Source organism: Streptomyces huiliensis (assembly GCF_020037025.1).
In the GTDB taxonomy this organism is placed as follows: domain Bacteria; phylum Actinomycetota; class Actinomycetes; order Streptomycetales; family Streptomycetaceae; genus Streptomyces; species Streptomyces huiliensis.
In genome coordinates, this window is the sequence record NZ_JAIQLH010000033.1 from 81,262 (window position 1) to 93,501 (window position 12,240).

The following is a 12,240-nucleotide window of genomic DNA, read 5'->3' on the forward strand; positions in this document are numbered from 1 at the left end:
CCCCGGACCCCCTCACAGCCCACGCCGCCGTACCCCGGCCGCCACCGCCCCCGCCACCACCGCACCGGCCGCCGCCGCGACCGCCCACGCGTCCGCGCGCCGGCGGTGCGGCCGGAGGGCGCCCAGCTTCTCCGGGTGCTCGGCCGGGGCGGGGCCGTCGAGGCCGAGGGCCAGCGCCTCGGCCAGGTGCATGGCCCGGCGGCCCGTGCCGCCCTCCTCGATCTGGGTGCGGCAGCTGAAGCCGTCGGCGAGGACGTACGTCGCGGGTCCGGCGGCGCGGACGGCGGGCAGAACGCCCTGTTCGCCGACGGCCATCGAGACGTCGTGGTGGCCGCGCTCGAAGCCGAAGTTGCCGGCGAGGCCGCAGCAGCCCTCGTCGAGCACGTCGGCGTGCAGGCCGGCGCGTTTCATCAGCTCCCGGTCGGCGTCGAACTTCATGACGGCGTGCTGGTGGCAGTGGGTCTGCACCAGCGCCGTCCGGGCGGCGCGCGGCGGCCGCCAGTCCCGCGGCGCCCGGTTGACCAGCAGCTCCGAGAAGGTGAGGAACTGCTCCGAGAGCCGCTGGACGTCCTGGTCCTCCGGCATCAGCTCCGGCGCGTCGGCCCGGAACACGGCGGTACAGGAGGGTTCCAGGCCGACGACGGGCGTCCCGGCCGCGAGCCACGGCCCGAGCGTGTCGAGGGTCCGGCGCAGCACCCGCTTCGCCGTGGGCAGTTGCCCGGTGGAGATCCAGGTGAGGCCGCAGCAGACGGGCCGTTCGGGGACGGCGACGTGGAAGCCGGCGTCCTCCAGTACCCGGACGGCGGACCGGGCGACGTTCGGGTGGAAGTGGGTGCTGAAGGTGTCCGGCCAGAGCAGGACCGTGCGCGGGTCGGCGGGGTCGGGTACGGGCGTGTCCCGCGCCCGCCACCACTCGAGGAAGGACTCCTCGGCGAACACCGGGAGCGCCCGCTCCCCCGCCACACCCGCCAGCCGCTTCCCGACGGCGCCCAGGCCGGGCGCCTGGAGCAGCGCGTTGACGGCGCGGGGCGCGACGCGGGCGGCCCGGGCCCACACCGGGAGCCAGCCGAGCGTGTAGTGGGCGGCGGGCCGGAGCCGCCCGGCGTAGTGGTGGGCGAGGAACTCGGCCTTGTACGTGGCCATGTCCACCCCGACCGGGCAGTCGGACTTGCAGCCCTTGCAGGCGAGGCAGAGGTCGAGGGCGTCGCGGACGGCGTCGGAGCGCCAGCCGTCGGTGACGGCCGAGTCCTCGTGCCCGTTCAGCATCTCGAAGAGGAGCCGGGCCCGGCCGCGGGTGGAGTGCTCCTCCTCGCGGGTGGCGCGGTAGGAGGGGCACATGACGCCGCCGATGCTGGTGCGGCACTGGCCGATGCCGACGCAGCGCAGCACGGCGCGGCCGAACTCGTGGTCGTCGTGCGGGTAGTGGAAGTGGGTGTCCTCGGCGGAGGGCCGCCAGAGCGGGCCGAGGCGCAGGTTCTCGTCGGCGCGGTGGGGGTGGACGACCTTGCCGGGGTTCATCCTGTCGTCGGGGTCGCAGAGGTGCTTGAGCTCGCCGAACGCGCCCACCAGCCGCTCGCCGAACATGCGGACGAGCAGTTCGCCGCGGGCCTGCCCGTCGCCGTGCTCGCCGGAGAGGGAGCCGCCGTAGTCGTGGACGAGGTCGGCGGCCCGGTGCAGGAAGCGGCGGAAGTCGGCGACGCCCTCGGCGGTGCGCAGGCCGAAGGGGACGCGGGTGTGGACGCAGCCCTGGCCGAAGTGCCCGTAGAGCGAGGCGCTCTGGTACCCGAACTCGGCGAACAGCTTCTTGAGGTCGCGCAGGTAGTCTCCGAGGCGGTCCGGGGGGACGGCGGAGTCCTCCCAGCCCTCCCAGGTCTCGCGGTCGTCGGGCGGCCGGGCGGTGACGCCGAGGCCGGCCTCGCGGGCCTTGAGCATCTCCTGTTCGCGTTCGGGGTCGTCGGAGAGGGCGACGTCCGGGTCGTCCTCGGTCCGGTCGATCGCGCGCAGCAGGGCGCGGGCCTTGTCGTCGGCCTCCTCGGTGCTGTCGCCGGTGAACTGGAGGAGCAGCCAGCTGTCCCCGGCGGGGAAACGGTCGAGGGACTCCGGGTAGGCGCCTTCCTCGCGCATCAGCTGTGCCATGCGGTGGTCGATGGCCTCCAGCTGGTCCGGGTGGCAGTGGTCGAGGAGGCGGGGTACGTCGTCGGCGGCGGCGCAGATGTCGTCGTAGCCGAGGACGAGGACGGTGGCGGCGGCCGGTACGGGGACGAGGTCGAGTTCGGCGTGCAGCACGGTGACGAGGGTGCCCTCGCTGCCGGCCAGGGCGCGGGCGACGTGGAAGCCGTTCTCGGGGAGGAGGGAGTCGAGGTTGTAGCCGGAGACGCGGCGTGGGATGCGGGGGTAGCCGCGCCGGATCTCGGCGAGGTGGCGGTCGGCCAGGCCGCGCAGCCCCCGGTAGAGCCGGGCGCGGTCGCCGCCGGCGGTCTGGATCCGCTCGTACTCGTCGTCGGTGGTCGGGCCGGTCCAGCAGCGGAGTCCGCCGTAGGTGAGGATCTCCAGGCGGCGGAGGTTGTCGACGGTCTTGCCGTAGGACTGGGCGGTGGCGCCGCACGAGTTGTTGCCGATCATGCCGCCGATGGTGCACTGACCGTGCGTGGACGGTTTCGGTCCGAACTTCAGCTTGTGCGGGGCGAGTTGCCGGTTGAGGTCGTCGAGGACGATGCCCGGTTCGACGACGCAGGTGCGGGCCTCGGGGTCGACCGAGACGAGCCGGTGGCAGTACTTGGACCAGTCGATGACGACGGCCCGGTTGGTGGTCTGGCCGGCGAGGCTGGTGCCGCCGCCGCGGGAGAGGACGGGGAGCCCGTACTCGGCGCACACGGCGACCGCCTCGGCGCCGGCGTCGACGGTGCGCGGCAGGACGACGCCGAGGGGCGGCTGCCGGTAGTTGGACCCGTCGGTGGAGTACGCGCCGCGGGTGCCGGCGTCGAAGCGCACCTCGCCGTCGACGCGCCGGGCCAGCGCCTTGCGGGCCGCTTCGAGCGCCCGCTCCTCCGTCCCCTCTGTCGCCTCCGTCTTCCCTGTCGCCCGTCCGTCCGTCATCGGCTCTCCCTCCGTCTCGGCGGGCCGGGCGTGCCGCCGGTCGTCCACACCACCGTGGCACCCGGTGCGGGGTGCCGCAGGGCGTGGACGCCCGATCGGGGGCGCCGCGCCCGGCGGGCCGCCCGGCTGTCGGGCCGGTCCGGCGGCTCGGCCATCCCGCTCCCCTGCCGGGCCGGTCGGCCGCCCGGCCGACCGTCTCGTTCCACGGCCGAGTCGGTTATCCGCCCGGCCGTCCCTCTCCGCGGCCGAGCCGATCAGCCACCCGGCCGTCCCTCTCCGCGACCGGATCGGTCAGCCACCCGGCCGCCTCGTCCCACGACCGGATCGGTCAGCCGCCCGGCCACAGGACCAGCGCCGACAGCAGTCCGATGCCCGCCGCCGTCCACGCCACGTAGTCGCCGACGTGCCCGGAGTGCAGCCGGCGCAGTGGGGCCGCCCACCGCCGGGCCGGGACGGCGCCGCGGACGCCGAGCGCCGCCAGCCCGGTGGCGAGCAGGGCCGAGAGCAGGCCGAGGCCCACGCCCGTCAGGCTCCACCACGCGTACGGGTGCCCGGCGCCGGGCGCGGCATGCGTGCCGTCGAGCACGGTGGCCGCGTATCCGGCGTGGTCGGTGAAGGCGTGCGCGGCGCCGGCCGCGGCGCGGGCGAGGGCGGGGACGAGGCCGACGGCGAGGGAGCCGGCGAGCAGGAGGGCGGCGACCGTGGCCATCAGCGACGGCAGCCGGCGCACCCGGCGGTCGGTCTCGGGTTCCTCCTGGTCGCCGGTGGTCTCGGGGGCGCCGCAGTCGTCCTCCTCGCGGGGCCCGGCGCCGAGGAACACGCGGGCGGCGGCCCGCAGCACCGCGCCGCCGGTCACGGCCGAGACCACGACGTACAGGGCGGTCAGCCAGCCGGCCTGTTCCTCGGCCAGCGCCTTGCCGAGCGCGGTCCCGAACGGCGGCAGCCCGGCCAGCGCCAGCCCGCCGGCCGCGTAGAGGGCGCCGACGCCGCGCATCTCCCGGGCGCGGCCGTGCAGCCGGTGCTCGTCGACGCCGCCGTAGCGGTCGAGGAGGGCGCCGGTGCAGGCGAAGAGGGCGGCCTTGGCGCCCGCGTGCCCGAGGACGTACAGGAACACGCCGGTGACGCCCTCGGGCTCCAGCGCGGCGAGGCCGGCGAGGAACAGGCCGGTGTGGGCGACGGTGGAGAAGGCGAGCAGCCGTTTGAGGTGCCGCTGCTGCCAGCACAGGGCGGCGCCGGTGAGCGCGGTGAGCAGGCCGAGGACGGTCAGGGCGCGCCGGAAGTCCTCGGCGGGGACGCCGCCGGGTCCGGCGAAGACGGTGACGTACACGCGGGCGGCGCCGTAGACGCCCATCTCCACCATGACGCCGGAGAGCAGCATGCAGACGGGTGTCGGGGCGACGGCGTGGGCGTCCGGCAGCCAGAAGTGGAAGGGCACGGCGGCGGCCTTGACCAGCAGTCCGGTGAGGATGAGCACGAACGAGGCGAGGACCAGGGCGTCGTGCCGGCCGGCCGCGTCGAGCTCGCGCCCCGCCTGGGCCATGCCGAGTTCACCGGTGCGGGCGTAGAGGAGGGCGATGCCGAGGAGGGTGGCGTAGCCGCCGAGGGAGTTGACGAAGCCGAAGGCGAGCGCGCCTTGGACGGGCCGGGCCTCCTCGACGCGGTAGCCGGTGAGGGCGTAGCCGACGACGCCCATGAGTTCGAAGAAGACGAAGGCGTTGAAGAGGTCGCCGGTGAGGGCGAAGCCGCACATGCCCGCCTGGAAGAGGAGGATGAGGGCGGGGAAGGCGCCGGCGTGGCCGCGCGGCGGTTCGTCGAAGTAGCGCCACGCGTAGGCGAGGACGGTGACGACGAGGAGCGAGGTGAGGGCGGCGAGGCCGGTGCCGGTGCGGTCGCCGGTGAGGACGATGCCCACCCCGTGGCCGTCGACGGGCCGCCAGTCGCCGGACCAGACGACGTGCGGCCCGCCGGCGAGGGCGGCGACGGCGAGCCCGGCGGAGGCGGCGGCGCAGAGGCAGCCGGTGGTCTCCGCGACCGGCCGCGGCATCCGCCGGCCCGCGCCGGCCAGCAGGGCGGCGCCGAGCAGCGGGACGACAACGATCAGCGGGAGCAGCCGGTCCACCGGGTCAGCCCTTCAGTTCGGAGAGGGCGTCGGGATCGGTGGTGCCGTGCCGTTTGGCGATCTGCACGACGAGGGCGAGCAGCAGCGCCGTCACCGTCGCGCCGACGACGACGTCGGTGAGGGCGAGGGCCTGCACGACGGGGTCGACAACGGGACGCGAGCCGGGCTCGATGTCGGAGAAGACGGGCGCGGAGCCGCCCTTGCGGTAGCCGACGGCGAGGAGCAGGACGTAGGTGGAGGACTGGGTGACGGACAGGCAGCCGACGGCGTGCACGAGGTCGCGGCTGGTGGCCATGCCGTACACGCCGACCAGGAAGATCCACCCGGCGACGAGGTAGGGCAGAACGCTCATCCCTTGCCCTCCCCCCGGTCCTCGTCGCCCTCGATCTCCAGCGCCTGCCCGAGGAACCGGGCCAGCAGGACGACCACGGCGGCGGCCACCTCCACGCCGACCGCGGCGTTGAGCAGCGGCACGGTGCCGCCGGAGGAGAGGGTGTTGAAGGTCCCGTACGGCAGGACGTTGGCCAGGTAGGCGGCGCCGGCGAGCAGCCCGCCCGCGCCGGTGAGGACGTACGCGGCCTCCCCGGCGGCGTCGGCGATCTCGTACGGGCCGAGGGGCCGGACGCGTTCCAGGGCGCGGTAGTCGACGGCGATGTAGAGCAGGTGCACGGCGGTGGCCACGACAACGCCGCCCTGGAAGCCGCCGCCGGGGCTGAGCTGGCCGTGGGCGACGACGTACAGGCCGATGAGCAGGGTGACGGGCAGCGCGAGCAGCCCGTAGCGGCGCGTCCGGTCGGGTACGGGCGAGGGTTTGGGGACGGTCCGGTGCTCGTCGCTCGTCTGCCGGAGGAGGACGACGGTGCCGAGGACGGAGGCGAACAGGATGCTCTCCTCGCCGAGGGTGTCGAGGGCGCGCTGGTCGAAGTTGACGGCGGAGACGGTGTTGGCGGTGTGCCGGAGGAGCGCGGCGTGCACGGCGCGGTCGCCGTAGGGGTGCCGGTCGCCGCCGAAGGGCGGCAGTTCGGCGCAGGCGGCGGTGAACAGGGCGGCGAAGGCGAGCAGCCCGAGGGCCAGGACGCACAGCCGGAAGCGGCGGCTCACCGGGACCGCCCCTTGCCGTCGTCCTCCGCCTGCCTGCCCCGTCCGATCCGCCGCACCTTGCGGACCGTCAGCAGGATCATCAGCGGGGTGATCGCCGACCCGACGGCGAGCTGCGAGAGGCCGACGTCCGGCGCCTGGAGGACGGTGAAGAGGACGGCGAGGCCGAGGCCGAGGAGCGACAGGACGAGGGCCTGCCGGGCCGGGTCCCGGTTGAGGACGGCGGCGGTCGCGGCCGCCGCGACGAAGAGCAGCGCGAGGCCGCCGAGCACGTCATCCACCGCGCACCGCCCGGCTGGTGACCGCTCCCCCGGCGAGCAGCAGCACGCCGATCACGATCAGCTTGGCCATGGCCCGGCCGGGTCCGGTGGCGACGCAGAGCGGGACGACGGTGGCGACGGTGGCGGCCGTGACGAGGGGGCTGAGGAGGCGGGCGGCGGCGGGGGTGTCGGACGGGGTCTCGAAGAGCCGGACGAAGACGAGGGTGCCGGCCGGGCCGAGGACGGAGACGACGAGGGCGAGGTCGGTGTAGGCGGGCCGCTCGTACCCCTGGGCGAGCAGCAGGAACACCAGGCACAGCAGGAGCGTCGCGGTGTTCTGGGCGGTCATCCGGCGCCCGGTCCCGCCGGTCGCGGCGCCCCACAGGCAGGGCCCGAGCCCTCCGAGGATCAGCAGGGCGGCGCCCGCCAGCCACCAGTTCACCGTTCGGCCGCCGCCCGGCGCGCGGCCCTGGCCGCCCACGCCCCGCCCGCCGCGGCCCCCGCCCCCACGACGGCCTCCAGGACATCCACAGTCCCGATCAGCACCACCCACAGCAGCATCAGCCCGGCCCACCACCCCAGCCCCTCGGCCGCGGCGACGGCACGTCCCCTGTCCGACATGCCTGCTCCTCCCTGCGCGCTCCCGAGTGGCCCCCGGATACCCGGCGCCGACCCGGCCATTCCGGCGGTGAGGGCACGAATACCAGACCCCCGGGGCCCCCGCGCGGACCCGGCACCCCGCGTGTCCGCCGCCGGAAAAGGAGGGGCGCGCCCGCCGCCCGGGCCGGAGACTGCCCTCATGCCGACCGTCGACATCGTCCTGGAAACCGCGGACACCACCGGCTTCACCCTCTGGCCGGTGGCGGAACTCCCCCCGTACCGCGCCCTCGCCCTCTCCGGCCGCCTGACGCCGGACGAGACCGGCAGCGCCCTGGCGGCCCTGGCCGCCCACACCACCGGAACGTCCCTCGCCGGCACGCCCGCCCCGGACGCCGCCACCCTCCTCCGCGGCGCCCTCGCGGAGGACGAGATCACCGCCGACGGCGGCCTGCGCTTCCACCACACCGGCCTCGGCGTCACCGTCACCCCCGGCTGCTGCTGCGCCCTGAAGGACTGGCGCGACTGGCTCGCCCTGGCGGACGGCGAACTGCCCTGGCTGGGCCACGACCCGACCCCCCGCCTGGAACTCACCCCCGACACCCTCCGCCTCTGGCCCGACGGCGGCTTCGATGCCGAACCACCACCCACCCACCCCCTCGAGATCCCGACCGCGGACATCCCCGGCATCCTGCGATCCGCACGTGACGACCTGCGTGGCTTCATCGGGCTCGTCGAACACTGGACGACCCGCCACGCACCCGCCCTCGCCGCCGAGCTGACAACCCGCCTGACCGCGGACCTGTCCGTCGACGCGCCGCTGCCCGGGGAGCCCGCCAAAGCGTGACCGCGGCCCCGGAGGCATCCGCGTACCCGCCCCATGAGCCCTCAGCGAGTAGGCGTGAGGTCGGCGGTGACGGGCAGGTCGGGGACTTGGCGGTTGGTCACGACCGCCAGTTCGTAGTCGTGGCGGGTGCCGGGCTGCCACTGGCCGCCGGCGAGGGCGACGGTGGCCACGTTCGGGACCGGGCCGGTGCTCCAGTCGAGGGTGCCTGCGACGGTCTCCAGGCGGGTGGCGGCGAGGGCCGCGGCGATGGCCTGGCGGTCGGTGGGGTCGGTGGCGGTGCGCAGGGCGTGGGCGGCGACCTCGAAGAGAGCGTGGGCCAGGCCGAGGGGCTGGAGCCACTGCCGCCCGGTGGTCTGTTCGTAGGCGGCGGCCAGTTCGGCGGCGGTCGTGCCGTCGAGGGACGAGCGGTACGGGTGGGCCGGGGTCCAGTAGACGAGGGTCGCCACCCCGGCCTGGGGCGGCCGCTCGCCCGAGCTGGTGACCGAGGGCGGGTAGGCGAGCCAGCGGGAGCAGGTGATCAGCCGGGGCCGGACGCCGTGCGCGGCGGCCTGACGGCGGAACAGGGCCAGGTCCCGGCCCGTGGCGGCACTCGTGACCAGGTCCGCGCCGGCTTCGGCGCAGGCGGCGACGTGCCGGGAGAGGTCGGTCGCCGGCTCCGGGTACCCGCCGGGGTCCACGAGCCGGTGGCCCCGGGCCCGGGCGGCCGGTGCGAAGCCGTGGCGCTCGTGGCGCGACCAGGCGCCCTGCGGCCCGTCGTTCCACAGGCAGCCGACCGTCCGGCCCGGTCCGCCGGCGGCCTCCCACAGGTCCGCGAAGACCTCGGCGATCGTGTCGAGCCCCCAGCAGAAGTGGTACGTCCAGCGGAAGGGCGCGCCGTCGTCCGCGCCGCGTCCGTAGTAGTAGACCTGCCAGGGGAAGGTGCTGGAGACGCAGGGGACACCGGCCGTCTCGCAGGCGTCGGCGACGGCCGGCAGCACCCGGGTGCCGGCCAGGGTGAGGACGATCCGCGCGTCCTCGCCGTGGACGAGCTCGTGGACCGCCTGCCCAGCCCCTTCCGCGGTGGACCGGCTGTCGCGTTCCACCAGGCGCACCGCGTACTCGCGGCCCCCGTTGACCAGGCGGCGCAGTGCGGCGGGGCGGAGCAGGCCGGTGACGTAGGTGAGGGGGTCGCCGAGCCGCGCCAGGCGTCCGGTGCGGGCCGCCACCACCCCCACGGTCAGCATCCGCCGCTCCTCGGCACTCGGTTCGCGCATCGCGCGCCTCCTCGCTACGGCCTCCGGCGAGCCGGGGGAGGAACGTGGGCCCCGCCGGTCGCGCAAAGGTGCATGTCCACCCGTATGTCGTGATGACTGGGGATATGCGGTGTCAGGCAGCGGCTACCCGGACGGCGACCCGCCATGCGGGCCGTCACCCGTCGGGGAAGGCGTTCCGGCGGTCGCGGGTGTGGAAGCGGAAGGCGAGGGCGGCGACGAGGAGGGCGCCCGTGAACCAGAGGGGGCCGAGGAGGAGGTAGGGGAGCGGGATCGCGTCGCGGAAGCCGGCGGTCGTGGCGACCTGCATGGCGCCGAAGGACGGGAGGTAGCGGATGACGTCGTCGTCGGCGACCGGGTTGGCGAGCGGGCTCTGCAGGCCGGTGTCGATGATGCTGGTCATGATGATCAGGAGCATGCCGGTGAGTTCACCGCGGACCAGGGCGCCGAGCATCACGCCCAGCCCGCCGTACGTCAGCGCCCCGCAGGCCAGGGCGAGGGCGAGCAGCCACGGCTGCCTCGGCGACCAGTAGAGGCAGACCGCGAACGTCGCGTAGGCACAGGTGACGACCGCGACGACGACGAGGGCCGCCAGCTTCGCGGCGAGGAGGTGGCGGCGCGGGTAACCGGCCATCGCCAGCCGCCGGTCGAAGGCGGCCGCCTTGAACGTCACCGAGAACATCATGAAGCCGACGATGAGGGTGACCGCGTTGAGGGCGCCGGTGATGTTGCCGAGGTCGTTGCCGTGCGCGGTGACCGTCCCGTGCGTGGCGCGCAGCATGAAGCGCACCTCGTGGTGGTCGACGACCGCGTGCCCGAGGGAGATCCACAGCGGGACGAAGAGCACGACGAGGACGAGGGCGAGCCGGTTGCGGACGTGTTCGAGGAGCGCGAAGCGGGCCGCGGTGGCGAAGTACGTCCAGGCGGTGGGCGGCATCGTCACCCCGCCCCCGGGTCGGCACCGGGCCTGGGCCCGGGCCGGGGCTCGGGCCGGGCGCCGGCGGCCAGCCGGCCGTCCTTCAGCCGCCAGAGCCGGTCGAAGCGGGCGGTGTCGTAGGCGATGTGGGAGACCAGGAGGAACGAGCGGCCGGCCGCGCGGAGCGTGTCGGCCAGCTCCCAGAAGCGCTGGTACGACTCCCAGTCGAAGCCCTGGTACGGCTCGTCGAGCAGGAGCAGCGGCGGGTCGTGCATCAGCGCGAGGACGAGGTTGAGCTTCTGCCGGGTGCCGCCGCTGAGCGCGCCGACGCGGTGGTGGCGGTACGCGGTGAACCGCAGCGTGTCCAGCAGTTCGTACGCCCGGCGCAGGCCGGGGAGGCGGTAGGCGACGTGGAACAGCTCCAGGTGCTGGTCCACGGTGAACGCCGGGTTCAGGACCGTCTCCTGCGGGCAGTAGCCGACGGGCCCGGGGCACTCGACCGTCCCCCGGTCCGGCCGGGTCTGCCCGGCGAGGACGCGGAGCAGCGTGGTCTTCCCCGAGCCGTTCTCGCCGACGACCCCGGCCAGGCAGCCGGCCGGCAGGTCGAGGTCGACGCCGCGCAGCACGGGGTGACGGCCGTACGCCTTGTGCACGCCGCGGACGCGCAGCACGGGGGTGGGGGCGGGGACGGGGGCGTCGGGCACGGTCGGCGTTCTCCTCGCCCGGGCGGGCGGAGCGGCGGCAGGGGCGGGCCCCATCCTGACCGCCGTCCGCCCCCGGGCGGCGTCGCATGCGGCGGGTTCCGCCGGGAATCGCCCGATGGGCGGTGCGGGCGGGTCAGCCCAGCCGGCGGGCGGCCTCGACCGCCCAGTAGGTGAGGACGACGTCCGCGCCGGCCCGGCGGACGGCGGTGAGGGTCTCGGCGATGGCCCGGTCCCGGTCGATCCAGCCGCGGGCCGCCGCGGCCTCCAGCATCGCGTACTCGCCGGAGACCTGGTACGCGGCGACGGGGACGCGCGCGTGGTCGGCGATGGTGCGCAGCACGTCCAGGTAGGCCAGGGCGGGCTTCACCATGACGAGGTCGGCGCCCTCCGCCTCGTCCAGCGCGAGTTCGCGCAGGGCGCCGGCGGCGTCGCGCGGGTCCATCTGGTACGTGGTGCGGTCGCCGCGCAGGTCGCACTCGACGGCGTCGCGGAAGGGGCCGTAGAAGGCGGACGCGTACTTGGCGGTGTACGCCAGGATCGCCGTCTCCTGCCGCCCCGCGGCATCCAACGCTGCTCGTACCGCGGCCACTTGGCCGTCCATCATGCCGCTCAGGCCCACGCAGTGGGCGCCCGCCTCGGCGTGCAGCACGGCCATGGCGGCGTAGCGTTCCACGGTGGCGTCGTTGTCCACCCGGCCGTCCGGCGTGAGGACGCCGCAGTGGCCGTGGTCGGTGAACTCGTCGAGGCACACGTCGCTCATCACCACCGCCGCGTCCCCGACCTCGTCGGCCGTCTCCCGCAGCGCCCGCTGCAGGATCCCGTCCGGATCGAGCGCCGCCGAGCCGACGGCGTCCTTGCGCTCGGGCACGGCGAACAGCATCAGCCCGCCCACTCCGGCGTCGACCGCTTCCCGCGCGGCTTTCCGCAGTGAGGGGAGCGTGTGCTGTGTGACGCCGGGCATGGTGGGGACGGGGGTGGGGTCGGTTATGCCTTCCTTGACGAAGAGGGGGAGGACGAGGTGGGCGGGGTGCCAGTTCGTTTCGGCGACGAGGTCGCGTAGGGCGGGGGTGTGGCGGAGGCGGCGGGGGCGGTGGGTCGGGTGTCGGGACATTGGTCCTCCTGGTTGTCGGTGGGGTGCCCCGGTCCCGCCCTTTCACCGTTTCTTGCGGGGGAGGCAAGCCCCCGCACCCCCGGACGGGCTGGAATCAGCCCGTCCGGCGTTTGAGGACGAGCGGCGAAGCCGCGACAAGCGGGGTCTGGGGCGCAGCCCCAGGAAACGGTGAAAGGGAGGGACCGGGGCACCCCCTCAGTGGTCCTTGCGAAGCGCCCGCGCCAGCTCCCGCCCCACCGCCG

General features: G+C 75.2%; 12 protein-coding genes. 1 reads left to right on the forward strand and 11 read right to left on the reverse strand.

Translation table 11 applies throughout. The annotated features are described in order from the left end of the window. Positions 1–12: 12 nt before the first annotated feature. The 7 genes from JNW98_RS07745 to JNW98_RS07775 all read right to left on the reverse strand — a co-directional run bounded on the left by JNW98_RS07745 (position 13) and on the right by JNW98_RS07775 (position 7,194). Entirely contained in the window at positions 13–3,096 is a 3,084-nt protein-coding gene (locus JNW98_RS07745; protein ID WP_223767342.1) for an FAD-binding and (Fe-S)-binding domain-containing protein, read from the reverse strand. A gap of 328 nt (positions 3,097–3,424) precedes the next feature. Beyond that, a complete protein-coding gene (locus JNW98_RS07750; protein WP_223767343.1) occupies positions 3,425–5,215 on the reverse strand; it encodes a complex I subunit 5 family protein in 1,791 nt (596 codons plus the stop codon). A gap of 4 nt (positions 5,216–5,219) precedes the next feature. Next, a complete protein-coding gene (locus tag JNW98_RS07755; protein WP_223767344.1) occupies positions 5,220–5,567 on the reverse strand; it encodes a sodium:proton antiporter in 348 nt (115 codons plus the stop codon). Further along, positions 5,564–6,316 (reverse strand): MnhB domain-containing protein, encoded by a 753-nt coding sequence (locus tag JNW98_RS07760; protein ID WP_223767345.1) that lies wholly within the window; start codon positions 6,314–6,316, stop codon positions 5,564–5,566. The genes JNW98_RS07755 and JNW98_RS07760 overlap by 4 nt, the downstream gene beginning before the upstream one ends. Next, positions 6,313–6,594: a Na(+)/H(+) antiporter subunit B gene (locus JNW98_RS07765; RefSeq protein ID WP_223767346.1), complete on the reverse strand. Its 282-nt coding sequence runs from the start codon at positions 6,592–6,594 to the stop codon at positions 6,313–6,315. The genes JNW98_RS07760 and JNW98_RS07765 overlap by 4 nt, the downstream gene beginning before the upstream one ends. Next, positions 6,587–7,015, reverse strand: coding sequence for a monovalent cation/H+ antiporter complex subunit F (locus JNW98_RS07770; protein ID WP_223767347.1), 429 nt, complete (start codon positions 7,013–7,015; stop codon positions 6,587–6,589). The genes JNW98_RS07765 and JNW98_RS07770 overlap by 8 nt, the downstream gene beginning before the upstream one ends. Continuing rightward, positions 7,012–7,194: a hypothetical protein gene (locus JNW98_RS07775; RefSeq protein WP_223767348.1), complete on the reverse strand. Its 183-nt coding sequence runs from the start codon at positions 7,192–7,194 to the stop codon at positions 7,012–7,014. Before JNW98_RS07775 ends, JNW98_RS07770 begins: the two co-directional genes overlap by 4 nt. A 178-nt stretch (positions 7,195–7,372) precedes the next feature. Between JNW98_RS07775 and JNW98_RS07780 the strand changes: the two genes are divergently transcribed. Beyond that, complete coding sequence (locus JNW98_RS07780) at positions 7,373–8,017, forward strand: hypothetical protein (protein ID WP_223767349.1); 645 nt, start codon at positions 7,373–7,375, stop codon at positions 8,015–8,017. 41 nt (positions 8,018–8,058) lie between these two features. Here JNW98_RS07780 and JNW98_RS07785 read toward each other — a convergent pair whose 3' ends face one another. From JNW98_RS07785 to hemB, 4 genes are all read right to left on the reverse strand, one after another. Next, a complete protein-coding gene (locus tag JNW98_RS07785) occupies positions 8,059–9,270 on the reverse strand; it encodes an ABC transporter substrate-binding protein (RefSeq protein WP_223767350.1) in 1,212 nt (403 codons plus the stop codon). A 154-nt stretch (positions 9,271–9,424) separates the two neighbouring features. Further along, on the reverse strand, positions 9,425–10,204 hold the full coding sequence (locus JNW98_RS07790; RefSeq protein WP_223767351.1) for an ABC transporter permease: 780 nt from the start codon (positions 10,202–10,204) through the stop codon (positions 9,425–9,427). A gap of 2 nt (positions 10,205–10,206) precedes the next feature. Further along, positions 10,207–10,851 carry an ABC transporter ATP-binding protein gene (locus JNW98_RS07795; protein WP_223767360.1) on the reverse strand — a complete coding sequence of 215 codons (645 nt, stop codon included), beginning with the start codon at positions 10,849–10,851 and terminating at the stop codon, positions 10,207–10,209. Positions 10,852–11,020: 169 nt separating this feature from the next. Beyond that, positions 11,021–11,998 carry a porphobilinogen synthase gene (gene hemB, locus JNW98_RS07800; RefSeq protein ID WP_223767352.1) on the reverse strand — a complete coding sequence of 326 codons (978 nt, stop codon included), beginning with the start codon at positions 11,996–11,998 and terminating at the stop codon, positions 11,021–11,023. Positions 11,999–12,240: the final 242 nt, after the last annotated feature.